This window comes from Bradyrhizobium sp. 1200_D9_N1_1 (assembly GCF_052075915.1).
In the GTDB taxonomy this organism is placed as follows: domain Bacteria; phylum Pseudomonadota; class Alphaproteobacteria; order Rhizobiales; family Xanthobacteraceae; genus Bradyrhizobium; species Bradyrhizobium diazoefficiens.
In genome coordinates, this window is the sequence record NZ_CP197226.1 from 313,688 (window position 1) to 337,163 (window position 23,476).

General features: G+C 64.5%; 25 protein-coding genes and 1 tRNA gene. 16 read left to right on the forward strand and 10 right to left on the reverse strand.

The genetic code is table 11. The features are described 5' to 3' along the window. The first annotated feature begins 137 nt into the window (after positions 1 to 137). From AB5K84_RS01500 to AB5K84_RS01530, 7 genes are all read left to right on the forward strand, one after another. Positions 138 to 1,508 (forward strand): hypothetical protein, encoded by a 1,371-nt coding sequence (locus tag AB5K84_RS01500; RefSeq protein ID WP_063921598.1) that lies wholly within the window; start codon positions 138 to 140, stop codon positions 1,506 to 1,508. Between the two features lie 34 nt (positions 1,509 to 1,542). Further along, on the forward strand, positions 1,543 to 2,910 hold the full coding sequence (locus AB5K84_RS01505; RefSeq protein WP_011083386.1) for a cytochrome P450: 1,368 nt from the start codon (positions 1,543 to 1,545) through the stop codon (positions 2,908 to 2,910). A 50-nt stretch (positions 2,911 to 2,960) separates the two neighbouring features. Next, positions 2,961 to 4,370 carry an adenylate/guanylate cyclase domain-containing protein gene (locus tag AB5K84_RS01510; RefSeq protein WP_011083385.1) on the forward strand — a complete coding sequence of 470 codons (1,410 nt, stop codon included), beginning with the start codon at positions 2,961 to 2,963 and terminating at the stop codon, positions 4,368 to 4,370. Positions 4,371 to 4,594: 224 nt separating this feature from the next. Further along, positions 4,595 to 5,083, forward strand: coding sequence for a TerB family tellurite resistance protein (locus tag AB5K84_RS01515; RefSeq protein WP_011083384.1), 489 nt, complete (start codon positions 4,595 to 4,597; stop codon positions 5,081 to 5,083). A 227-nt stretch (positions 5,084 to 5,310) separates the two neighbouring features. Beyond that, a complete protein-coding gene (locus tag AB5K84_RS01520) occupies positions 5,311 to 6,090 on the forward strand; it encodes an SDR family NAD(P)-dependent oxidoreductase (RefSeq protein WP_011083383.1) in 780 nt (259 codons plus the stop codon). A gap of 129 nt (positions 6,091 to 6,219) precedes the next feature. Further along, entirely contained in the window at positions 6,220 to 7,023 is an 804-nt protein-coding gene (locus AB5K84_RS01525) for a glutamine amidotransferase (protein ID WP_011083382.1), read from the forward strand. Positions 7,024 to 7,122: 99 nt separating this feature from the next. Further along, the gene (locus AB5K84_RS01530) at positions 7,123 to 7,935 is read left to right on the forward strand and encodes an enoyl-CoA hydratase (RefSeq protein WP_011083381.1); all 813 of its coding nucleotides are present in this window, start codon (positions 7,123 to 7,125) and stop codon (positions 7,933 to 7,935) included. Positions 7,936 to 8,043: 108 nt separating this feature from the next. On the opposite strand, the gene AB5K84_RS01535 is transcribed toward AB5K84_RS01530, so the two are convergent. Then, positions 8,044 to 8,119, reverse strand: a tRNA-Ala gene (locus AB5K84_RS01535). Between the two features lie 206 nt (positions 8,120 to 8,325). Here AB5K84_RS01535 and AB5K84_RS01540 point away from each other — a divergent pair. Genes AB5K84_RS01540 through AB5K84_RS01550 form a run of 3 tightly spaced genes read left to right on the forward strand, consistent with a single transcriptional unit; the run spans position 8,326 to position 9,871 of the window. Continuing rightward, on the forward strand, positions 8,326 to 8,616 hold the full coding sequence (locus AB5K84_RS01540; protein ID WP_007598721.1) for a YggT family protein: 291 nt from the start codon (positions 8,326 to 8,328) through the stop codon (positions 8,614 to 8,616). Between the two features lie 15 nt (positions 8,617 to 8,631). Then, positions 8,632 to 8,985 carry a DUF167 domain-containing protein gene (locus AB5K84_RS01545; RefSeq protein WP_028174939.1) on the forward strand — a complete coding sequence of 118 codons (354 nt, stop codon included), beginning with the start codon at positions 8,632 to 8,634 and terminating at the stop codon, positions 8,983 to 8,985. A 1-nt stretch (position 8,986) separates the two neighbouring features. Beyond that, positions 8,987 to 9,871, forward strand: a complete 885-nt coding sequence (locus AB5K84_RS01550) for a bifunctional methylenetetrahydrofolate dehydrogenase/methenyltetrahydrofolate cyclohydrolase (protein ID WP_011083379.1) — start codon at positions 8,987 to 8,989, stop codon at positions 9,869 to 9,871. Between the two features lie 133 nt (positions 9,872 to 10,004). Here AB5K84_RS01550 and ppa read toward each other — a convergent pair whose 3' ends face one another. Both ppa and AB5K84_RS01560 read right to left on the reverse strand, forming a co-directional pair. Next, positions 10,005 to 10,541 (reverse strand): inorganic diphosphatase, encoded by a 537-nt coding sequence (ppa, locus tag AB5K84_RS01555; RefSeq protein WP_011083378.1) that lies wholly within the window; start codon positions 10,539 to 10,541, stop codon positions 10,005 to 10,007. 178 nt (positions 10,542 to 10,719) lie between these two features. Then, a complete protein-coding gene (locus AB5K84_RS01560) occupies positions 10,720 to 11,229 on the reverse strand; it encodes a GNAT family N-acetyltransferase (protein WP_008136728.1) in 510 nt (169 codons plus the stop codon). Between the two features lie 266 nt (positions 11,230 to 11,495). Here AB5K84_RS01560 and AB5K84_RS01565 point away from each other — a divergent pair, with 266 nt between their 5' ends. From AB5K84_RS01565 to AB5K84_RS01585, 5 genes are read left to right on the forward strand one after another with little or no spacing between them, the layout of a single operon-like run. Then, positions 11,496 to 12,374, forward strand: coding sequence for a dienelactone hydrolase family protein (locus AB5K84_RS01565; protein WP_011083377.1), 879 nt, complete (start codon positions 11,496 to 11,498; stop codon positions 12,372 to 12,374). Next, positions 12,371 to 12,838, forward strand: coding sequence for a DUF2269 family protein (locus tag AB5K84_RS01570; protein WP_011083376.1), 468 nt, complete (start codon positions 12,371 to 12,373; stop codon positions 12,836 to 12,838). Before AB5K84_RS01565 ends, AB5K84_RS01570 begins: the two co-directional genes overlap by 4 nt. Positions 12,839 to 12,845: 7 nt before the next feature. Then, the gene (locus AB5K84_RS01575; protein WP_028174936.1) at positions 12,846 to 14,159 is read left to right on the forward strand and encodes an SDR family oxidoreductase; all 1,314 of its coding nucleotides are present in this window, start codon (positions 12,846 to 12,848) and stop codon (positions 14,157 to 14,159) included. Then, positions 14,159 to 14,566, forward strand: coding sequence for a thiol-disulfide oxidoreductase DCC family protein (locus AB5K84_RS01580; RefSeq protein ID WP_011083374.1), 408 nt, complete (start codon positions 14,159 to 14,161; stop codon positions 14,564 to 14,566). Before AB5K84_RS01575 ends, AB5K84_RS01580 begins: the two co-directional genes overlap by 1 nt. 55 nt (positions 14,567 to 14,621) lie before the next feature. After that, positions 14,622 to 15,521, forward strand: a complete 900-nt coding sequence (locus AB5K84_RS01585) for an HNH endonuclease (RefSeq protein WP_011083373.1) — start codon at positions 14,622 to 14,624, stop codon at positions 15,519 to 15,521. On the opposite strand, the gene AB5K84_RS01590 is transcribed toward AB5K84_RS01585, so the two are convergent. From AB5K84_RS01590 to AB5K84_RS01620, 7 genes are all read right to left on the reverse strand, one after another. Further along, on the reverse strand, positions 15,518 to 16,765 hold the full coding sequence (locus tag AB5K84_RS01590) for a flavin monoamine oxidase family protein (protein WP_011083372.1): 1,248 nt from the start codon (positions 16,763 to 16,765) through the stop codon (positions 15,518 to 15,520). The two genes, AB5K84_RS01585 and AB5K84_RS01590, sit on opposite strands and share 4 nt — an antisense overlap. 236 nt (positions 16,766 to 17,001) lie before the next feature. Then, positions 17,002 to 18,828, reverse strand: coding sequence for a translational GTPase TypA (gene typA / locus AB5K84_RS01595; protein ID WP_011083371.1), 1,827 nt, complete (start codon positions 18,826 to 18,828; stop codon positions 17,002 to 17,004). A 237-nt stretch (positions 18,829 to 19,065) separates the two neighbouring features. Continuing rightward, positions 19,066 to 19,347, reverse strand: a complete 282-nt coding sequence (locus AB5K84_RS01600) for a hypothetical protein (RefSeq protein WP_011083370.1) — start codon at positions 19,345 to 19,347, stop codon at positions 19,066 to 19,068. 18 nt (positions 19,348 to 19,365) lie between these two features. Continuing rightward, on the reverse strand, positions 19,366 to 19,611 hold the full coding sequence (locus tag AB5K84_RS01605; RefSeq protein WP_038965099.1) for a hypothetical protein: 246 nt from the start codon (positions 19,609 to 19,611) through the stop codon (positions 19,366 to 19,368). Then, positions 19,608 to 21,053 (reverse strand): radical SAM protein, encoded by a 1,446-nt coding sequence (locus tag AB5K84_RS01610; RefSeq protein WP_011083369.1) that lies wholly within the window; start codon positions 21,051 to 21,053, stop codon positions 19,608 to 19,610. Before AB5K84_RS01610 ends, AB5K84_RS01605 begins: the two co-directional genes overlap by 4 nt. Continuing rightward, a complete protein-coding gene (locus AB5K84_RS01615) occupies positions 21,034 to 21,750 on the reverse strand; it encodes a prolipoprotein diacylglyceryl transferase (protein ID WP_038965098.1) in 717 nt (238 codons plus the stop codon). Before AB5K84_RS01615 ends, AB5K84_RS01610 begins: the two co-directional genes overlap by 20 nt. Positions 21,751 to 22,119: 369 nt before the next feature. Continuing rightward, a complete protein-coding gene (locus AB5K84_RS01620) occupies positions 22,120 to 22,887 on the reverse strand; it encodes a Crp/Fnr family transcriptional regulator (RefSeq protein ID WP_051000234.1) in 768 nt (255 codons plus the stop codon). Between the two features lie 185 nt (positions 22,888 to 23,072). Here AB5K84_RS01620 and AB5K84_RS01625 point away from each other — a divergent pair, with 185 nt between their 5' ends. After that, positions 23,073 to 23,456, forward strand: a complete 384-nt coding sequence (locus AB5K84_RS01625; RefSeq protein WP_028174928.1) for a response regulator — start codon at positions 23,073 to 23,075, stop codon at positions 23,454 to 23,456. Positions 23,457 to 23,476: the final 20 nt, after the last annotated feature.

Here is a 23,476-nt window from a genome sequence, read left to right on the forward strand (position 1 = left end):
ATCCCCTTCCATATGGGCTGGCAGAAGTGGTCCTGGCGATTCCGGCGGATTCAGTGATGCCCGCGAAAGTCCTTCGCTGTCCAGTGGTTAGGACGCTATAAGCGGTGCAAAGAGGCGGTTTTGCCGGGGAGGAACAGATGAAGCTGTCGCGACGGACGATCCTGCAAGGTGCCGGCACATTGCCTTTTGCGCTTGCGAGCGTCCGGATGGATGCTTTCGCGCAAACCGCGCCCGCGGCGCAGGGCGCCGAGGTGCCGCCGATCCTGTTCGTCCACGGCAATGGCGACTACGACGCGCTCTGGATGACCACGATGTGGCGGATGGAATCCAATGGCATCGCGCGCGATCGCATGCTGGCGATCAACTTCACCGATCCCAATGCGCGGAGCGACGACACGGTCGAGCAGGCGAACCGCTCCTCGACCGAGGACCAGCGCCGTGAGCTTGCCGCCGCCATCGCCGAGCTGAAGCGCCGTACCGGTGCGGCGCGCGTGGCACTGGTCGGCAGCTCTCGCGGCGGCTATGCGATCCGCAATGTCGTCAGGAACGGCGGTGTGGCTGACGTCAGCCACGCTGTCCTGTGCGGCACGCCCAATCACGGCGTGTTCGCGAGCGACGACCAGCCCAACAACGAGTTCAACGGCCGCGGCGTTTTCCTGCGCGGGTTGAACGGGGGCGAGAGCGAGGTGACGCCGGGCACGGCTTTCCTCACCCTGCGCAGCGATGGCATGGACAAATACGCGCAAGCCGACGGCCGCTTCATCGGCAAGCCCGGCACGCCGACCGGTGTCACCGCCGAGGGGCCGGAGCTGCGGGGGGCCACCAATCTCGTGCTCGGTGCGCTCGATCATCGCGAGGTGGCGTTTCACCCGCGCGCCTTCCGCGAGATCTACAAGTTCATCGCCGGCCGCGAGCCCGCGCGCATCGCGATCGTGCCGGAACCGAGCGTCAGGCTGAGTGGCCTCGTCACGGGAACGCCGGGCGGCGTGTCCACCAATCGGCCGGTGGCGGGCGCAACCGTCGATATCTTCCGCGTCGATCCGGATACCGGTGAGCGCAACGGCAATGCCGTGCACAGCGCGAAGACCGGTGCTGACGGCCGCTGGGGGCCGGCGCAGGTCGAACCCTCCTGGCCGCTCGAATTCGTCCTCGCGTCGCCGGATGCGCCGACCACGCATATCTATCGCTCGCCCTTCCCGCGCTCGTCCGACGTCGTCCACCTGCGTGCCGCGCGCCCGCTCGGGCCGGCGGACAAGGATGCCGGCGCAGTCGTGATCATGTCACGTCCGCGCGGCTATTTCGGCCTGCCGCGGGACGTGGTTCTGCTCGACGGCAAGGAGCCGGCCGACGTCAAACCGGGCGTACCCACGGATGCGACAGCAACATTGCGGCTTCCGGCCGGCGAGATCGGGCGTAACATCGTGGCCCAGTTCGGCGAAGAACGGATCGTGGCACGCCTCTGGCCTGCCGCCGAGAACAGGATTGCGGTTGCCGAGCTGACTTACTAGCTATTTGCCTGCGTCACATCTGCGGGAGAGAGCCATGAACATCGCCAGCGTGCGGCGGCCCATCGTCCCCCCGACGCCGCCGCGTGCCCCCGACGACATGTCGTTCCTCGGACGGGTCGCTGTGATCAGGCAGAACATGATCGCAACGTGGGGACAGCGCGCCTATGAGGAAGACGTTCTCGAGGGCCGCTTCTTCCTCCATAAGAGCTTCATCCTGAACCGCCCGGACGCGATCCGGCATGTCCTGCTCAGCAATTACGAGAACTACACGCGCACGCCGGCCGGCATTCGCATGCTGCGTCCCGTGCTCGGCGAAGGCCTCCTGATTGCGGAAGGTCATGCCTGGACGTTTCAGCGCCGCACGCTCGCGCCGGCCTTCACGCCGCGCGCCACCGCAAATCTCGTTCCGCACATGACTGCGGTGCTCGACGAGACCATTGCGAAGCTGGATGCGCGCAGCGGCGAGACCGTCGATCTGCGCGAGACCATGCAGCGCATGACGCTCGAGATCGCCGGGCGCACGATGTTCTCGTTCGGCATGGACCGGCATGGCCCCACCTTGCGCAACTTCGTCGTGGAATATGGCGAGCGGCTGGGACGGCCCTATTTCCTCGACATGCTGCTGCCGGTGTCCTGGCCGAGCCCGATGGATTTTGCCCGCGCCCGTTTCCGCAAGCGCTGGACCGAATTCGTCGCGATGCTGATCGCAGAGCGGCGCGCCGCCGGGAAAAAGGACGGCGCGCCGCCGCGCGACCTGTTCGATCTCATGGACGAGGCGCGCGATCCTGAAACGGGCAAGGGCTTTTCGGACGAGCAACTCATCGACGAAGTCGCGACCATGATTCTCGCCGGCCACGAGACCACGGCGACCGCGCTGTTCTGGGCGCTCTATCTGCTCGCGCTCGATCCTGATACGCAGGAGGAGGTGGCCTCCGAGACCCGCGGCGAACATCTCGACAGCATGGCCGACATCGATCGCCAGAAATTCACCCGCGCGGTGATCGAAGAAACCATGCGGCTCTATCCGCCCGCCTTCCTGATCGCGCGTGCCGCGCGCGCGAAGGACAATGCGGCCGGAATCGAGATCGGCAGGGGCGACATCATCATGATCGCGCCCTGGCTGCTGCACCGGCACGAAAAGCTGTGGGATCAGCCGAACGCGTTCGTTCCAAAGCGTTTCATGTCGACCGAAGCACCCGACCGTTTTGCCTATTTGCCGTTCGGCGCGGGTCCGCGCGTGTGCGTCGGCGCGCCGTTTGCGCAAGCCGAATCCGTGCTGGCGCTGGCCCGGCTGATCGGTGCGTTTCGCGTCGAGCTGGTCGATACGGTTCCCGTGATCCCGCATGGCGTCGTCACGACCCAGCCGGACCGCTCACCCATGTTCCGAATCACGCGTCGGTGACAGGCGCTCGCCTGGCCGATGGCGTGATCCACCCTAGATAGAGTTACGCCATGAGCGACATCCAGGCCCAGTTTTCCGTTCTGAAGCAGACCGCCGATCCGAAGGCGGTCGATGAGATTGCGCGCCTCATCGAGGACGGCGAGGATCACGAGCTCAACCGGGTCAATGTCCTCGATTTCGCCAGGCAGCATGGTGTCGACGAAGAGCGCGCGATCTCCGCCTTCCTGCATTCGGCGCGGCTCGGGCTGTTCGATCTCGGCTGGAACGTGCTGTGTCCGGGCTGCGGCGGTGTGCTTGGCGCTCACGCGACGCTGAAGGCGCTCAAGCCCGACGACTATCACTGTGCGCTCTGTGCCTGCGGTTACAAGGCCTCCGTCGACGACCAGGTCGAGGTCTCCTTCACCGTGAACCCGCGCGTCCGGCGCATCGCGGCGCACGACCCGGATACGCTTCCGGTATGGGAGTATTTCAAGCAGGTGTTCTGGAGCTCCGGCGTCGACTTCAACAAGGAGTCGTTTGCGACGCTGGCCAACGAGGTCACACTGGATACGATGGAGCTGCCTGCCGGCGAGAAGGCGACCATGTCGCTGCAACTGCCGAACGACTTCATCATCATCTTCGAGCCGGTGACGCACGCCGCGCATTTCATCGACGTCCAGGGCGAGCCGACCAAGGACCGCCAGCAGCTCGCCATCATGTACAACAGGGTGCAGGCGCCGACGGGCACCACGACCATGCGGCCGGGTCCGCTGCGGCTGTCGCTGGAGAACCAGGCCGGCGTACGCGTGCTGCCGTCGGTGTTCATCGCGGCCGAGGCGCTTCATCACCTCATCGGCAAGCGCAAGCCGTTCCTCACCGCCAAGCGGATGCTGTCGAACCAGACGTTCCGCGATGTGTTCAAGGCGGACAATCTCAGTGTCGATCAGCGGCTCCAGATCACGTCCCTGACATTTCTGTTCACGGATCTGAAAGGATCGACCGCGCTCTACGAGCGGGTCGGCGATCTCGCCGCCTTCGATCTCGTGCGCGCGCATTTCCATGCGCTGCTCGAGATCATCTCCTCCGAGAAGGGCGCGGTGGTGAAGACCATCGGCGACGCCGTGATGGCGACCTTCGTCCGTCCCGAGCACGCGATCGTCGCGGGCCTGCGGATGCGTGCGGCGATGGACGTGCTCAACAAGCAGCGCGGCACCGCCGATCTCATCGTCAAGATCGGCATCCATGAAGGTCCGTGCCTCGCGGTGATGCTCAACGAGCGGCAGGATTATTTCGGCCAGACCGTCAACATCGCCGCGCGCGTGCAGAGCCTGTCGACCGCGCAGGAGATGCACATCACCGGGTCAGTGCTGGACGCGCCAGCCGTGGCGGAAGTGCTGAAGCAGCGTGAAATCAAGCCGATTCAGAAGCAGGCCGCATTGCGCGGCATCGCCGACAAGATGGTGGTGTACGAGATACCGTAAGCCGCCGTCATTCCGGGATGGCCCGAAGGGCCAGACCCGGAATCTCGAGATTGTAGCGCGAGATTCCGGGTTCGCGCTTCGCGCGCCCCGGAATGACAGCGAACAGATTGCCGAAACGTAATGCAGCGCGGGGAACTGACGCACGTTGCGCCGGTTGAGTTTCCCGCACATATAATGCTGGTAACGCCGCGCCCCCGCGGCGTCATCGTTTTCGGTAGGACCCCATGCTCGACGGCCTGCGTCAATTCATCGCCGACATTGTTGCTCCCCATGCCGGGGATCGCGCATTCGGCGACAGCGATTATCGGCTTGCGGCGACCGCGTTGCTGGTTCACGTGGTCTCGCTGGACGGCCAGCCGACGGCGACCGAGCAGCGCAAGCTGCACAGCCTGATCGAAAGCCATTTTGGGCTCGATCGCGGCACTGCCGATCGTTTGATCGCCGATGCGACCCAGGTCGAGGGTGAGGCGGTCGATCTCTATCACTTCACCAGCGTCATCATGCGCTCGCTCGACGAAGCGGGCCGCAAGCGCATCGTCCAGATGATGTGGGAGCTGGTCTATGCCGACGGCCAGGTCTCCGAGTTCGAGGACAACGTGGTCTGGCGCGCCTCCGACCTGCTCGGGATTTCCCAGCGCGACCGGATCGACCTGAAGCATGCCGTGGCGGACCGTGCCGGTAACCAGGTGAAGGACGGCGCCGTAGGCGGCTGATTTCGTCCAACACGGCGGATTGCCGGTTGTACAGGCTACATGACGAAACTTTAATGTAGCCCCCGGCTGCGGTTATCCCGGATTCATCCGTAAATCCCCGGGTTTTCTGGTCTCCCTGATGTCCGGTCAGGCGGCCATGCTGTCAGCGCCGCTTGCCTGTCGCGTACGGCCTATGCTCTCGTTCCGCCATTGCGGGACTAAAAACTTCAATTCAAGAGACTTCGATCGTGACTGAGCGGGTAACGTTGATCACCGGTGCCTCGGCGGGCATCGGCACGGAGCTGGCGCGGGTGTTCGCCGCGAATGGACACCGTCTGGCGCTGACGGCGCGGCGTGCGGACCGGCTCGAGGCGCTCGCGAACGAACTCGCCGCCAAGGGCGGCAAGAAGCCGATCGTAATCGCCTGCGACCTCCAGGAAGCTGATGCCGGCGAGAAGATCGCGGCCGCGCTCGCCGCCGAAGATGTCGAGCTCGACCATCTCGTCAACAATGCCGGCTTCGGCGTGTTCGGCGATGCCATCGAGTGCGATCGCGACGAGCAGGTTGGCATCGTCGACGTCAACGTCCGGGCCCTGACCGATCTGTCGCTGCGATTTGCCGATCAGCTCATCAGGAACAAGGGCGGTCTTCTCAATGTCGGCTCGGTCGCCGGCTTTCTGCCCGGCCCCGGCATGGCGGTCTATTACGCGTCCAAGGCCTATGTGATTTCTCTCACCGAGGCCTTGCGGGCGGAGCTCGCGCCGCGCGGCGTCCGCGTCACCGTACTTTGCCCGGGTCCGGTGCCTACCGAATTCCAGGCGCGCGCCGGCGTCGGATCCGGACACAATACGGCCCTTCTCAATGTTCCTGCCTCCGATGTTGCACGGGAGGCCTATCGTGGGCTGATGGCAAATAAACGGGCAGTGCTGCCGGGTCTCGGCATCAAGATTGTGCCGTTCGCGCTGCGTTTCTTCCCGCGCGGCTTCATCCTGTCCGCCACCAGTCGATTCCAGCGGCAGAGACGCTGAAGAACGCTCGAAGCCTGTCGTGGCCCGGAGCTTGCTTTCCTGATCGGTGTCGTGTGTGCGCAAACTCACACGATGTTAACCATCGCTTAGCTATGCTGGCGGTCTGAACCGATAGCATTTGGAAAGGCAATGTCGTTCCGGACGGACAGGTTTGGTGGCGCGGAATTGGTGCCCTTCCCGAAGAGAAGGGCCCTTGGCGCATCTGCTGCTCGTCCCGAAGCCCGGTTGCCGGTTCTGATTGTCCTGCACCAGGAATCCTCGACGCCCGGCCGGGTCGGCAATGCGCTGCGCGCGCTCGGCCATCGTCTCGACATCCGCCGTCCCCGCTTTGGCGATCCGCTTCCGGAGACGCTCGATCAGCATGCCGGCGCCGTGGTCTTCGGCGGCCCCATGAGCGCCAACGATCCCGACGACTACATCCGCCGCGAGATCGACTGGATCGAAATTCCGCTTCGCGAACAGCGGCCGTTCCTCGGCATCTGTCTCGGTGCGCAGATGCTGGCGATGCAGCTCGGCGCCCGCGTCGCGCCGCATGCGGAGGCACTGACTCAGATCGGCTACTACCCGATCCGCCCGACGGCCGCGGGCCACGCGCTCTGTCCGGCCTGGCCGGCGCAGGTCTATCACTGGCACCGCGAGGGTTTCGAGCTGCCGGCCGGCACTGAGCTGCTTGCGGAAGGCGACGATTTTCCGGTGCAGGCGTTCCGCGCGGGCCATGCCTTCGGAGTGCAGTTTCATCCTGACGTGACCTACGCCATGATGCATCGCTGGACCACGCGCGGCTATGACGGGTTCAGCGCGCCCGGTGCGCGCGAGCGGCATCATCATTTCGCGGACCGTGCCGTGTACGATGCCGCGGAACGCGCCTGGCTCGATCACTTCATCAATGGCTGGCTGGCGCGCCGGCCGCTGCTGGCGCAAGCCGCCGAGTGATCGCGCCTTCGCGCAAGCCCTTGCCTCATCCCTGGATATGCTAGGCTCGCTGACAACGAGCGCGCGCGAACGCGTGCCGGCAGACAAAGGGAGAGCGTCATGGCCTATGAACACATTCTCTATGAGGTGCGCGACAAGGTCGCGACCATCACGCTCAATCGCCCGGACCGCATGAACGCGTGGACGCCGACAATGGAGCGCGACGTGCGCCATGCGATGGAAGCATCAAGCGCCGACGACAATGTCCGCGTCATCGTGCTCACCGGCGCGGGCCGCGCCTTCTGCGCCGGCGCCGACATGGATGCGCTGAAAGGGCTCGACCCCGATGACGTCAGGCGCGCATCGAGCCTGCCGCCCTTCGACATGAATCGCCGGCCCGACTGGCAGACGCGCTACGGCTTCTATCCGTCGATCGGCAAGCCCGTCATCGCTATGCTCAACGGCGCGACCGCGGGCATCGGCCTCGTCCACGCGCTCTATTGCGACCTGCGCTTTGCCGCCGACAACACCGTGTTCACCACCGCCTTCGCGCGGCGCGGGCTCATCGCCGAGCACGGCATCAGCTGGATGCTGCCGCGCATCGTCGGCCATGCCAATGCGATGGATCTGTTGCTCTCGGCGCGCCGTGTTTCGAGCGACGAGGCGCTGCGGATCGGGCTGGTCAACCGTCTGTGCTCGCCGGAGAAGCTCCGCGAGGAAACCTACGCCTATGCGCGCGACCTCGCCGACTTCGTCTCGCCGAGCGCGATGGCCGTGATCAAGCGCCAGCTCTACGAGGTGCCGTTCCAGACGCTGGCCGAGGCAACGATCGAGGCCAACCGGGAGATGATGGTGGCGCTCGGCGGCAGCGATTTCCGGGAGGGCGTGGCAAGCTTCATGGAAAAGCGGCCGCCGAGGTTTACGGGGAGGTAGGGGGGAGAGGTCTTCGGATGGAGCCCGCCGTCGCCCCGTGGGCTATGGCGTGGCAGCCTTCGCTACGAGCGGGCTTGCCGAGCCGAAGCAGGCGCAGCCTGCGAAGGCTGGTGGAGCCAGGCGGGATCGAACCGCCGACCTCGTCATTGCGAACGACGCGCTCTCCCAGCTGAGCTATGGCCCCGTTTGTTGGCCGCCCTGGTAAACGCGGCCGACAACCGGGCGCCATTTAAGTCCCTGCCAAGGTCAAGTCAAGGACGGGCGTAACCCGGTTTTAGCCATTCCTGCGTCCGAACTTCCCTTGTTTGGGCCGGGGGGAACCGATATCTAGCAAAAGGCGTCAATCCCGACCGCAGCCAGAGTTTTCAAAAGCCAGAGTCTTCAAAAGCCATGCGTGCCGTTCTCGACATCGTCATCATCGTGCTCGACCTCTACGTCTGGCTGCTGATCGCCTCCGCGATCCTGTCCTGGCTGATCGCTTTCAACGTGGTGAACACCCGCAACCAGTTCGTTTCGGCGGTTGCGGAGTTCCTCTACCGGATCACCGAGCCGGTGCTGGCGCCGATTCGCAATTTCCTGCCCAGCCTCGGCGGGCTCGACATCTCGCCGATCATCCTGATCCTGCTCATCATGTTCATCGAGCGGGTGATCCTGTATTACATCTACCCGAACGTCATCTAAGCAGGCAGGAGCGCCTTGGTCGCGAAAGAGGCCTTCAAGGAACCCTGGCGTTACTCGGCTGCAGGAATCAGCATCGCGCTGCGGGTGACGCCGCGCGGCGGCCGCGACGACATCGACGGGATCGAGCAGCTGGCCGATGGCCGCAGCGTGCTCAAGGTGCGGGTGCGCGCGATCGCCGATGGCGGCGAGGCCAACAAGGCCGTTTTGGTCCTGCTGGCGAAATCGCTTGGTGTCCCCAAGGCCAGCGTAAGACTCCTGTCCGGAGCGACCTCGCGGCTGAAGCAGATCGCGGTCGACGGCGATCCGGCTCGGCTCGGCGAGACCTTGCGCCAACTCGCATCCGCCAAATCGAAAGACCGAGGGAACTGACATGACGGCCAAGATCATCGATGGAAAAGTCATTGCCGCGGACCTCCGGGCGCGCGTGGCCGACGAGGTTGCCCGCGTCAAGCGCGAGCACAATCTGGTGCCGGGCCTTGCGGTGGTCCTGGTCGGCAACGACCCGGCGAGCGAGGTCTATGTCCGCTCCAAGGGCACCCAGACGCAGGCGGCCGGCATGGCCTCCTTCGAGCACAAGCTGCCGGCTGACGTCTCGCAAGCGGACTTGCTGGCCGTCGTCGCAAAGCTCAACCGCGATCCCGCCGTGCACGGTATTCTTGTCCAGCTGCCGCTGCCGAAGGGCCTCAACACCGAGGCCGTCATCAACGCCATCGATCCCGCCAAGGATGTCGACGGCCTGCATCCGAACAATGCCGGTCGTCTCGCTGGCGGTTTCGAAGCGCTGTCGCCCTGCACGCCGCTCGGCTCCATCATTTTGACCAAGAGCGTCCATCCCTCGCTCGAGGGCTTGAACGCCATCGTCATCGGCCGCTCCAACCTGGTCGGCCGGCCGCTGGTGCAATTGCTGCTGAACGAGAACGCCACGGTGACCATCGCGCATTCGCGCTCGCGCGATTTGCCGGGCCTCGTGAAGCGCGCCGATCTCGTCTACGCCGCCGTCGGCAAGCCGGAGATGGTGCGCGGCGACTGGCTGAAGCCCGGCGCGACCGTGATCGACATCGGCATCAGCCGGATTCCAAAGGAGGACGGCAAGACGCGCCTTGTCGGCGACGTCGCCTATCAGGAAGCGCTCGGCGTTGCCGGTGCCATCACGCCGGTGCCCGGCGGCGTCGGCCAGATGACGGTGGCGTGCCTGCTCGTGAACACGCTGCGCGCGGCCTGCGCAATCGCCGGGCTGCCGAAGCCGGCGGTGTAGGTAAACTCTCGTGCCCCGGACGCAGCGCAGCGCTTCTTCAGCGGGGCGCTGCTGAGCCGGGGCCCAGTGGCGGCATGGGTCCCGGCTCAGCGTCGCGTCATTTCATGCCGCGCCGCGTCCGGGACACAGAAGCTCAGCCCTTCTTCTTCTTCTCGCGCTCGATGCCCTCGAGGATCAGCTTGTGCGCGTCCTCCGGGCCGCCCCAGCGCAGGATCTTCACCCACTTGCCCTTCTCGAGATCCTTGTAGTGCTCGAAGAAGTGCTGGATCTGCTGCAGCGTGATGTCGGGCAGGTCGGAGTACGACTTCACCTTGTCGTAGCGCTGCGTCAGCTTCGACGACGGCACCGCCAGGATCTTCTCGTCGCCGCCGGCTTCGTCTTCCATGAACAGCACGCCGACCGGGCGTACGCTCATGACGGCGCCGGGGATGATGGCGCGGGTGTTGATGATCAGCACGTCGCAGGGGTCACCGTCGTCCGACAACGTGTGCGGGATGAAGCCGTAGTTACCGGGGTAACGCATCGGCGTGTACAGGAAGCGGTCGACCACCAGCGTGCCGGCCTCCTTGTCCATCTCGTATTTGATCGGTTCGCCGCCCACGGGGACTTCGATGATGACATTGACGTCCTGTGGGACGTTTTTCCCGATCGAGATAGCATCGATACGCATTCAAGGCTCCGTTGTTGCCGAGGTTAAATCGCGCCCGGCAGCGATTTTGGCGCTGTCATACGCGGGCTTGGCCCCCCAATCCATCGTGTTTTTTTGAAATAATGAATCCGGCGAACACCGGCTCAAGCGGCAACGGTATCGACGGATGGGAAACGCTGCCGGCTAGACTTTCAGCAGCTCAATTGGTCCAAGCGAAGGCAACCTTGTCGAGCGACTTCGGCCCGAATCGTTCCGAAGAACGCGCCACCATGCGGCCGCCCAGGGCCCGGTAGAACTCGGTCGCCGGATCGTTGTCCGAGAGCGCCCACACGACCATGCTCTTCAGCCCGCTCTGCATCAGGTCGCGGCGAGCGGCGGCGAACAGGCGACGGCCAAAGCCGAGGCCCTGGAATTCGGGGCGCAGATAGAGCTCGTAGATCTCGCCGTCGAAGTGCAGGCTGCGGGCACGGTTACGGCCGTAATTGGCATAGCCTGCGATCTTGTCGCCGAACACCAGCACGCTGACGCGGCTGCCCTTGCGGATCGCGCTGTCCCACCACTGCGGACCGCGGCGGTTGATCAGCTTCTCCAGCTCGGCGCCGGGAATGATGCCCTGATAGGCCGAGCGCCAGGCTTCGTCATGGGTTGACGCCACCGCAGTTGCATCTGCAGCTTTGGCCGGCCGGACCTCGATCAGGGTTGTGCTCATGGAGACGATCAAACCAAGTCGCCGCGTCGGCGGCAAGACCTATCGTTAATTATCGGTTAACCTGTGGACTTTCTGCATCAGTATTTCAACTGTGTTGTACCGAAAGAGGACAAGGCGCTGCCCTGAACGGCAACGAACTGCCATGCGTCGGTGCAAAACTCGGTTGCAGCAACCAATGAATGGCGATGGCAACGCAGAAAGTCCGCCCAGGATGATTCGTTCCCGTTAGTCTGGCCTTCGTTGTCCGTGTTCGACTCCGGCAATTCATGCGGCTCTTCAACATCTTCGCGCTCCTGCCTCTGCTGGCCTTGCTGACCGCGCCGCCTCTGTGCGCCCAGGTCACGTTCGCTGCATCGGGCGAGGAAGGCGAGCCGTTTCGCCGGCAGGAGTGGCGTGTGCCGTCGCCGGATACGGACATTGCCGCGCATGCGCTGCTGTTTCGCCCGTTCGGTGCCGGTCCATTTCGACTCGCGGTCATCGCGCATGCTTCGACGCAGAATGGCCTGCGTCGTGCACAAATGCCGCAGCCGGAATACCGCGCGCTCACAGCGTTCCTCGTCGCGCGCGGCTTTGCCGTGCTGGTGCCGGAACGGCTCGGCCACGGTGCAACCGGCGGCCGCTATGTCGAAGACCAGGGCGGCTGTGACGAAGCGGATTACGCGCGCGCGGGTCGTGCGACCGCCGAAGAAATTTCGCTGGCACTGGACCATTTGCGAAAGCAGGATTTCATCCGCAAGGATGCCGCGATCGTGATCGGCCATTCCGCCGGCGGCTGGGGCGCGCTGGCGCTCGCCAATGCCGAGCCCAAGACGATCTCGGCGATCACAGTAATTGCGCCGGGGCGCGGCGGCCATGCCAATGACGAACCGAACCGGATCTGCGCGCCCCATGCGCTTCTCGCGGCCGCCGCTGAATTCGGCAAGGCGGCGCGCATTCCCGTCACATGGCTCGTTGCGAGCAATGACAGCTATTTTCCGCCGGTATTTTCGAAGTCGCTGGCAGATGCATTTCGCGGCGGTGGCGGCAAGGTCGATTTCCGCGCACTGCCCGGGGTGGGCAGCGAGGGGCACTGGATGATCGAGACCGAAGCCGGCGTCAAAGCCGCCGGCAGCGAGCTCGAGCGTGCGCTGAAGAAGAAACCATGACGTTATATTTCCTGGTCAAATACCTGCACGTGCTCGGCGCCATCGTCATCCTCGGCACCGGAACCGGCATCGCCTTCTTCATGCTGATGGCGCATCGCACGCACGATGCAGACTTCATTGCGCGCACCGCCTCGGTGGTGGTGATTGCCGACGCGATCTTCACGCTGTCGGCCGTGATCTTGCAGCCGGTCAGCGGTGGCCTGCTGATGATGCTCTCGGCCACGTCGTTCACGGAGCGCTGGCTGCTCGCGTCGCTCGCGCTCTATGCCATCGCGGGCCTGTTCTGGATCCCTGTCGTCTTCATGCAGATCGAGATGCGCGATCTCGCGCGCAAGGCTTCCGAGCAGCGCGCCGCGCTGCCGGAGCGTTACTTCGTCCTGTTCCGCCGCTGGTTCGCGTTCGGCTTCCCCGGCTTCGGCGCGACGATGCTCATCCTCTGGCTGATGGTCGCCAAGCCGTTTTGAGGGAATGATGAACCAGCGAACCATCCTGGTGCTCGGCGCCTCCGGCCTGATCGGCCGCTTCGTCACCGACGATCTGCGCGCGCGGGGCTTTCGCGCCGTCGGCGTGGCGCGCAGCCTGTCGCCGGCGCAGAAGATGGGCGCGCTCGATATCGAGCTTCCAATCCTATCGCTCGATGCGGCCGCGCTGACGCGCCTGCTGCGCGAGCAGGCCGTGGATGTCGTCGTGAATTGCCTCGGCGTGCTCCAGGATGGGCCCGGCAGCGACACAAGCGCCGTGCACCGGGATTTCGTCGCGCGTCTGCTTCAGGCGATCGGCGACAGCGCGATCCGGCTGGTGCACATCTCGATTCCGGGAATGGCCGAAGCCGACCGCACCGCCTTCGCGACGACCAAACGCGAGGCCGAGCGATTGATCGCGGCCTCCGGCATCGCCCATGCCATCCTGCGGCCCGGCTTCGTGGTCGCGCCGTCAGCCTATGGCGGCAGCGCCATGCTGCGCGCGCTCGCCGCCTTCCCGCTCGACTTGCCGGGTGCGGAGATGGCGACGCCGTTCCAGCCCGTCGCGGTCGAGGACATCTCGGCGACCATCGCCTGGCTCGCCGCGCGTGATATCGACGATGCATCCGTGATATCAGTGTGCTGGGACCTGATGCTATCGGAGCCGGTCACCATGGCCGGAATCATCAAGCAGTTTCGGTTCGCATTCGGCACGGCCGGTTGGCCGCGCATCGCGATGCCGACCTTGATGCTCGATCTCGGCGCGAAAATCGGCGATCTCGCCAATTATCTCGGCTGGATGCCGCCGATGCGCTCCACCGCCATAGCCGAGCTGCGCCGCGGCGTGAGCGGTGATCCCTCGGCCTGGATCGCCGCCACGGGCATCGTGCCGAAAACGCTGGCTGAAGTGATCGGACGTCATCCCGCCACCATCCAGGACAAATGGTTCGCGCGGCTGTTCCTGGTCAAGGCGCTGATCTTCGCGAGCCTGGCCGCGTTCTGGGTCGTCTCCGGCTTCATCGCGCTGTTCGTGTCCTACCGCGCCGCCGCCGGCATTTTGAGCGCGCACAATTTTGCGCCTGCGCTGGTCGATCCCATCACCATCGGCACCAGCCTGATGGACATGAGCATCGGCGTGCTGATCGCGTTCCGACGTACGGCTGCGGTCGGCTTGGTCGCGGGCATTGTCGCCTCGCTCGGCTATATGCTCGGCGCGGCGATCCTGACGCCCGATCTCTGGATCGAGCCGCTCGGCGCGCTGGTCAAGACGGGGCCTGCGATCGTGCTGATGCTGGTTGCGCTGCTGATGCTGGACAATCGCTGATGCCAAAATGGCCCGACGACGATGTGATCCTGTTCGACGGCGTCTGCATCTTCTGCTCGCGCTGGGTGCGCTTCGTCGCCAAGCGCGACACGGCGAAGCGCTTTCGTTTCACGCCGATCCAGTCGGACTACGGGGCGCGGCTCGCACGCACATTCGGGATCGACGCTGGGGATCCCGACACCAACGCCGTCGTTCACGGCGGCGAGGTGTTCATGAAGTCGGATGCCGCGCTGACTGTGTTGTCGTTGCTCCCCGGCTGGAGCTGGGTGAGCGTATTGTTTGCTGTGCCGAGGCCGCTGCGAGACCCGATCTACAGCCTCATCGCGCGCAACCGCTATCGCATCTTCGGAAAGTACAATACCTGCTTCGTGCCAGATGCCGATTTGCGGGCGCGGGTGATTGAGTGATAACTCTAACGTCAGGCTATAAGAGGCTAAGCCTCGGGAGCGATAAGTCCAAGGAATGTCAAAGGCAGTCCTCACAACAAAAGTAACTCCGGGGTACAAAGACCTGCCTGAGGTCCGCTACCATTTCCCTCGTACCTATCTCAATCAGGTTCGGCAGGCGGTCGGTGATTATATTCTTTACTACGAGCCCAGGCGAACGACAGTCGAACTGTCGAGTTTCGGTGGACGACAGTCGTACTTCGGGGTCGCTCGCGTGGTGGATCTCGTCGAAGACAAGGACCAAGCAGATCACTACTACGCTCTCGTAGATGACTATTTGGACTTTGATCGACCGGTCCCTTTCGTCGAAGGCGGTCACTACTACGAAAGCGCTCTAAGAAAATCAGATGGAAGTACCAACAAGGGCGCCTTTGGCCGTGCTGTTCGGCTGATTCCTGATGCTGAGTTTGATCAGATTTGGAAGGCTGGGTTCGCGCCGATCCTTGGCGAAGAGACATCCCGCCACCAGCCGCGTCAGTTCGAAATATCGGAGCCGACTGTCCCCTTTGAGCGTCCGATCATCGAGATGACAATTTCGCGGCCATTTCGCGAGAGGTCATTCATGTACAACGTTCGTGCGGCGTACGAGAACCGATGCGCGATGACGGGACTTCGACTTATCAATGGAGGTGGTCGCCCTGAGGTCCAGGCCGCGCACATTCAACCCGTCGCAGAGAAAGGACCGGACTCGGTTCGCAATGGGTTAGCGTTGTCCGGCACGGTACACTGGATGTTTGATCGAGGTCTCATCTCGATAGGAGATGATTACAAAATCCTAACTGCAGAAAATCACGTTCCGGACGACGCCCTGCGGCTTCTCAATCACAGTCGAACGATCAATCTTCCAAACGATACGGCATTCTACCCAAATGCTCTCTTTCTGAAGTTTCACAGAGACAAGATATTTAAAGGTTAGTGCTTGCGCAGAGCCGCCAGCACTTCCTTCGCCGCCCGTTCCCCGCTGTCCCGCGCCCCATGCGCCGTGGTGAAGAAGGTCGGCGACGTCGCCTCTCCGGCGAAGAACAACCGGCCATCCACCGGTGCGGCCAGCACCGCACGGTCGCCGGCATGTCCGGGCAGCGCGTGCGAATACGACCCTCGCGCGAAAGGATCATGCGCCCAGCGCGATTCGCACAGCGGCTTCAGCTTGTGGCGGATGTCGTTGCCGAGGAAGCTGGCGATCTCGTCGATGCTCTGCGCGGCGATGGCGCCGTCGCCGGCGTCTTCCAGTTCTCTTGCGAAGCTGCCGCCAAAAAAGCCTTCGATGCAGGGCTGGCCGAACGGGCGGATGTGGTAGGTGCCCATCGCGGTGCGCATGGTGGCGCCGCGCAGGTTGCCTTCCCTAGGGAACGCCTCGGCATCGCTAAGCGCCAGCGTCACCTTGTCGTCGACGCCGAGCGGCAGGCCGGCGGCGGCATCGACCTTGGCCGGGAGCTGTGGCGAGAAGCGGATCGCCTCATCGGCGATCAGATTGGTCGGCACGGTGACGATCACCTTGCCGGCGGTCAGCGTGCCCTGCGACGTCTCGATACGAATGCGCGGGCCGGAATGATCGATCAGCGTGACCATACAGTTCAGCGCCACCGGGCAGGGCGCGCCATAGGCCACAACCAGGGCGCCATAGCCGCGGCGAATGCGCCAGTTGAGGTTGGTGTCCTCATAGGCGTCCCAGTCCAGCGTCGACATGTCCTTGAGTTCGCAGCCGTTGATATAGGTCGAGATCGCGTCGATCATGGGATTCCAGCGATTGCCGGGCTCGAGGCTCAGGCTCGCGGGCTCGTCCTTGCCCTTTTGCGCGGCCTGCCAGAGGCGCTCGTAGAACGCGTCCATCGCCTGCATGAACTCGTCGCGCTGGCTTTGCGGAAACGCGTTGCCGAAGGCGCGCTCGCGCCAGGGCGGCAGGTCCTTGTTGACCTCGAAATCGAGCTGCCTTGCGATTGCGACGAAGGAGTTTTGGTCCGCCGAATGCAGCCAGCCGCAGCCGACGTCGAACGTCACCTCGGGCGAGGCCTGCACGGTCCACGCCCGGCCGCCGAGCCGGTCGCGGGCCTCCAGCACGATGGCGGAGAGGCCGGAACCCGCCAGCGCGTGCGCCGCGCCGAGCCCGGCAGCACCGGCGCCGATGATCGCGACATCAACGGAGGAGGGAAGGGAGCTCATGGGCGGGCTCTAGCACGTTCGCTGGATGTGCTGAAGCCGCCACAAGTCAGCTGTCATCACCCGCCCTGTGCGCGCTTGCGCACTGGAGCGGGTGATCCAGTATTCCAGAGGCGGGAGTGACGCTCCGTAGGGTGGGCAAAGGCGCTCTTGCGCCGTGCCCACCATTGCCGACCGGGACTTCAAGTGGTGGGCACGCTACGCTTTGCCCACCCTACGGCACAACGGCGTGCGGTAGCTTACGCCACCGCTTCCTTGGACTTCTCCGCGCGCTTGCGCTCGTTCGGGTCGAGGTGCTTCTTGCGCAGGCGGATCGACTTCGGGGTGACCTCGACGAGCTCGTCGTCCTCGATATAGGCGAGCGCCTTTTCCAGGGTCATGCGGATCGGCGGGGTCAGGCGCACGGCTTCGTCCTTCGACGTCGTGCGGATGTTGGTGAGCTGCTTGCCCTTGAGCACGTTGATCTCGAGATCGTTGTCGCGGGTGTGCTCGCCGACGATCATGCCCTTGTAGACCTTCCAGCCCGGCTCGATCATCATCGGGCCGCGGTCTTCCAGCTTGAACATGGCGTAGGCCACGGCCTCGCCCTGGTCGTTGGAGATCAGCACGCCGTTGCGGCGGCCCTGGATCTCGCCCTTGTACGGGGCGTAGCCGTGGAACAGGCGGTTCATGATCGCGGTGCCGCGGGTGTCGGTGAGCAGCTCGCCCTGGTAGCCGATCAGGCCGCGGGTCGGCGCGTAGAACACAAGGCGCAGGCGGTTGCCGCCGGACGGCTTCATCTCGATCAGCTCGGCCTTGCGCTCGCTCATCTTCTGCACGACGACGCCGGAGTGCTCCTCGTCGACGTCGATCACGACTTCCTCGATCGGCTCCATGGTGGCGCCGGTGGCCTCATCCTTCTGGAACACGACGCGCGGACGCGACACCGAGAGCTCAAAGCCCTCGCGGCGCATGGTCTCGATCAGGATCGCGAGCTGCAATTCGCCGCGGCCGGACACCTCCATCGCGTCCTTGTCCGAGGCTTCGACGACGCGCAGCGCGACGTTGCCTTCAGCCTCGCGCAGCAGACGGTCGCGGATCATGCGGCTCGTCACCTTGTCGCCTTCGGTGCCGGCGAGCGGGGAATTGTTGACGATGAACGACATCGACACGGTCGGCGGATCGATCGGCTGCGCCGGCAGCGGCACCTCCACGCTCGGATCGCAGAAGGTGTCGGCGACGGTGCCCTTGGTGAGACCGGCAATGGCGACGATGTCGCCGGCTTCGGCCTCATCCAGCGGCGTGCGCTCGAGGCCGCGGAACGCCAGGATCTTGGTAATGCGGCCGGTTTCCACCAGCTTGCCCTCGGCGTTCAGCACCTTGACCTGCTGGTTGGGTTTCAACGTGCCCGAGGAGATGCGGCCGGTGATGATGCGGCCGAGATAGGGATTGGCTTCGAGGATCGTGCCGATCATGCGGAACGGGCCCTCTTCAACCGTGGGCGGCGCGACATGGCGCAGGATCAGGTCGAACAGCGGCTCCATGCCCTTGTCCTTCGGACCCTCGGGAGTCTCTGCCATCCAGCCCTGCTTGGCCGACCCGTAGAGGATCGGGAAGTCGAGCTGCTCCTCGCTGGCGTCGAGCGCCGCGAACAGGTCGAACACCTCGTTGATGACTTCGGTCGGGCGCGCGTCGGGGCGGTCGACCTTGTTGATGACGACGATCGGCTTGAGGCCGACCTTCAGCGCCTTGGAGACCACGAACTTGGTCTGCGGCAACGGGCCTTCAGCGGCGTCCACCAGCACCAGCGCGCCGTCCACCATGTTGAGGATGCGCTCGACCTCGCCGCCGAAATCGGCGTGGCCGGGGGTGTCGACGATGTTGACCCGGGTGTCCTTCCACTGCACCGAGGCCGCCTTGGCCAGAATGGTAATGCCGCGCTCACGCTCCAGATCGTTGGAGTCCATGGCGCGATCGGTCACCTTCTGGTTCTCGCGGAACGTGCCGGACTGCTGGAGGAGTTTGTCGACGAGGGTCGTCTTGCCGTGGTCGACGTGAGCGATGATGGCGACGTTGCGGAGGTTCATGAGTGAGCTTCTTTGCGTTCGAACAATGGGTTAAGCGCGATCTCGCCGGCCAGACCGGGACCTCTTCTCGAAACAACGCTGGAAGACTGGAAACGGGCGCTTTCCGCCCAAAAAGGGAAGCCCGGTCTATCGACCGGGCACCCTGCGCGTTGCGGCGCAATATATGCAAAAACCGCCAAAAAACAATGTGTTCTTTGCCGGTTGGTTGACTGAATTTTGTCCGGGAATTCCCGGAGCTTAGGGCTGGGTTCCGGGATGGGCGGGGGCCTTTCGCCCCTTGATCGCCGCCCAGATCAGGACGACGCCTCCGATGCCGACGACCAGCCCCAGGAAGACCAGCGGGGCGATGTCGGAATCGATCTTGCCCCCCTCGGATATGGAGATTCCGCCGAACAGGAGTGCGCAGAGACCCGGAAGCAGCAGGATGACCCCGGAGATCGCCATGAGCGCGGTCAGGCAGCCGCCGCGCTGCGGCGGGGCGGCCGGAGGAGGCGGGGGCGGGGGGGCGATGTTGCTCATGAGGAGGCGACACTCTTGTCAGGGCTTAGGCGGGCTCGCCGCGCGGATGAACAGGAAGATCGCAATTCCGACCGGGACCAATCCAATCAGGACAAAGGGGGCACCTTGGCCGCCGAATGCCAGGAAGCACAGGCCGGGGAAAAGCAGCACCACGCCGGCGATCACCATGAAAGCGGTCAGGCGCCCGTCGCGCCGTGGCGGCGCCATCGGAGGCGCGTCCCCTTGCGGCGTCGGAGTCGGAGGAGGCGTGCCGGTGTCGCTCATCGCGGCACCTCCTCGCTCTGGCGTGCCTCGCGATAGGTCTCGCCGGCCAGCGCAGCGCGGATGCCGTCGATCTTTCCGTTGCGATAGAACAGATTGTAGGTGTCGAACGGAATGATCGCGCCCTGCTCCGTGACGAAATGGATGCAGGACCGCTTGACGTTGCCGACGCAGAAATTGAAGCGGTCGAGAAACTGCACGATCGTGACGCGGAACACGTTCTCGTAAGAAAGTCCTTCCGGCACCTCGAAGCTCGGCAGGCAGCACAAGAGCTCGCAAACGCGCTCGGAGGTGTTGAGCGGGCCCGACGACAGTGAGAACAAATCGACGAATTTCTCCCGCAGCATCGGATATTTCTCCGGGCTGATGGTGTTGGGCATCACCGCAACCAGCTGCTCCTGCGGGATCAGCGAGGTCAGCGGCAGCACCTTCTCGCCGGTGCGCAGACCGTAGCCGATCGAGATGCTCTCGGGGTTACAGGGCAGCGGGATCATGTCCTTGTCGCCGAACACGCCGGTCTCGACCACGCGGTTGCGAATCTCCGAAAGCATGATGCGGTCGGTTTTCTCATCGAAATTCTCGTTGCGGCCGGCATCCTGAACAGGCTGCAGCGTGACGCCGCGCACGCATTTCCAGGTCAGCGCGTGACGCACGATGTCGCCGATCTCGGCATCATTGACACGGCGCTTGATGGTCGCCACCAGCGTGGTCGACACGCCGTAATGATCGAGATTCTCCAGCGCCTGCTGGCGGATTTTTCGCAAATCCGCCCCGCGCAGGTTGATCAACGCGTCGCGCTGCAGCGAATCGAACTGGAGATAGACCTCCAGCCCGCGCTTGTTCTCGGCGAGCCGCGCCACGAAATCCCTTTCGCGGGCGATGCGCAGGCCGTTGGTGTTGATCATGACATGGCGGATCGGGCGGGCGCGCACGGCGTCCAGGATCTTGAAGAAGTCCGGATGCAGCGTCGGCTCGCCGCCGGAAATCTGCACGAGGTCGGGCTCGCCCTCGCTGGCAACCAGCGCGTCGAGCATCTTCTCCACGGTCGCGAGCGGGGTGAATTTGGTTCGCGCCGGCGCGGATTCGGCGAAGCAGACCGGGCAGGTGAGATTGCAGTGCTCGGTGATCTCGATCAGCGCGAGGCAGGAATGCTGCTCGTGATCCGGGCAGAGGCCGCAATCATAGGGGCAGCCGAATTCGGTGCGGTGCTGGAATTGCAGCGGGCGGTCGCCAGGCTTGATGAAATCCTTGCACAAACGCCAATAGGCCGCGTCGGTGGACACGAGCGTCGACTGAACGCCATGCTCCTTGCACCGCTTTTCGTACCAGACCTCGTTGTCGAGGATCTGGATCTTGGTCGGCACCAGCTTCAGGCAGGTCTCGCAGAGGGACTGGGTCTGGCCCCAGAAGATGTAGGGACGCGACTTACGCAACGGCGCATTCATGCACAGGTCTCGCTTTGGGCGCCGTCGCCAGCATGATTGCGGCGTAGAGGAGGATGGACAGCGACAGCAGGTGAAACAGCGTGAGGGGGCCGATCAGCGTGCCATAGGGCTTGAGGAATTCCCACAGGAAGCGCTGCGCTCCATAGTAGAGCAGAACCAGGTAGAAACCATTGGTGATCGCGAATGCGTTCCGGTTCAAGACCGCCAGCACATAGAGCAGCGCGAACACGCCCATCGCGGCGCTCTCGTAGAGCTGCGCGGGATGGCGGAGAATGCCGTCGCCGAAATCATGGCCCCAGGGCAATGCCGTCGGCGTGCCGTAGGTGAAATCGTCGAGGCCCGCGAAATAGCAGCCGAGCCGTCCGATTGCGATGCCGAGGGCCAGCGGCAGCGCAAACCGCGCGCCCGTGCGCAGGGCGATGCCTGCGGTCCATTTGTAGAGCTCGACCGCCACGATGCCGCCGGCAAGCGCGCCCTCGACCGAGCGCGCAATGCCGCTTTCGCCCGACAGCCACAGATTGGCGGACCCGAACAGATAGGCGCCAAGGCCGGCGCCGAACACCAGCGCGGCGATGTAGGGCAGCTCGAAGGATTGCGCCGGAAACCGCAAGCCTTGTCGCGACAGCCAGTAAACCGCCGCCCCCGCCGCCAGCCACGCCGCAACATCGAAGACAGTGTGAAGGAACGCCCCGCTCATGCGGAGCGGGTATAGCACGGCGGACGTGCGGTGTCGCACGTCGGCATCCTTTCATGGAGCGCAGGGCTATCGCATGTGGTGTGCACGATGCGGCGGCACCGGCGCTCGGCTCCCTCTCCCGCTTGCGGGGGAGGGCTGGGGTGGGGTGTCTCCGCGTCGGGATTGCCTGGGATTGCGGAGGACGTCCCTGCGTGGTGAGAGCCCTCACCCGCCGCGCTCGGGACGATGCTTCGCATCGCCCGGGGCGCGTCGGCCTCTCCCGCAAGCGGGAGAGGCGAAGCAAGCCCGCGGACAATCCTCGTGAAATCCACATGCGATTGCTCTGCATGGAGCGGGAGGTCAGGGGGATCGGGAGCGCGCCGGAGAGGGTCAGCCCGTGCTGCTCGCCTCCTCCGTCGGGTAGACGCCGCGCAGCACTTCCTCGAAATGGTTCTTCACCGCCTCGTTGCAGAGGCAGGCGCGCAGGCGCAGGCGGTCGCGGTCGCGGACCAGGATCGAGCCGCGCCGCGTGTCGAGGATGCCGTCGGCCCTGAACGACTGGAGCACGCGGCTCGCATAGCTGCGCCCCACCCCGAGCAGCGTCGCAAGCTGCTCATGCGTCAGCGGCACGCTGCTCTCGTCGCCGGTCCGCTCCATCGCCGCCAGGATCCATTTCGCCGTGCGCTGCTCGATCGAGTGGATGGCGTTGCAGGCCGTGGACTGGAAGATCTGCGCCAGCATGCAGTCGGCATAGCGGGCGAAGATGTTGCGCAGCGTGGGCGAGCGCAGCTTGGCCGCCTCCAATTTGCCGACGTGGATGCGCGCAAACGGCCCGCCGAATTTCACGCAGATGCGGGTGTAGGCCGGCAGAAATCCCTCGCTGACGATGCCGCCGACCGCGCCTTCGCGGCCGACCAGGATGGTCTCGACGTCGCGGCCGTCTTCGTTGGGAACGAGAAAGGTCGCAAGCGACGGCCCGCACGGAAAGTGCACGACCTGGACATCGTCGCCGGGACTGTAGAGCAGCTCGTTGGCCGCGGCATCGTCAACGATGACGTGTGGCGCGAGCAGCGCATAGTCGGCCGGACTCAAGCGTCGCAGCAGATTGTTGGCCGGCCGGCTGCCGACCTCCGTCGCCTTCCCGATACGCGCGTCCATCGTAAATCCCTGCTCTCCTTTCAGCACGAGCGAGTCTCGATCGCTGGCGTGTGCACAAGTGGACAGACGTCAAAACTGTTCTGTGGTGAGTTTCGTTCCGGGAACCCTCCGATGCGCTGGGCGCAGGCGTCGGAATGCGGCTGTCCTTGATCGGTAAGAACATGCAGCCCTCGATAGCCAGGATCATGATACCTGCTTCCCCGGACGGCTCGTCCGACGTCCCCGCCGATGTCCTGATCGTCGAGGACGATCCGATCATCGCGATCGACTTCGAGGACCGCCTGCTGGGATTCGGCGTGAGAAGCGTGCGCACCGTGGGTTCGGTGGCGCAGGCGCTGGCCGCGATCGCGGCGCGCGCGCCCGACTTCGCGCTGCTCGACGTCGAGCTCAGCCGCGAGAACAGCTTTGCCGTCGCCGAGCGGCTGGCGGCCCTGAAGATTCCCTTCGTCTTCGTCACCGGCTATGGCGCCGAGACACGGATCGCTTCGGATTTCGTCAACCGGCCGCGCTTGCAAAAGCCGTGCTCGAGCGATGCGCTCGAGGCCGCGCTACGGTCGCGCGGCTCATGACGCTCCGCTCTGGCTGAAGC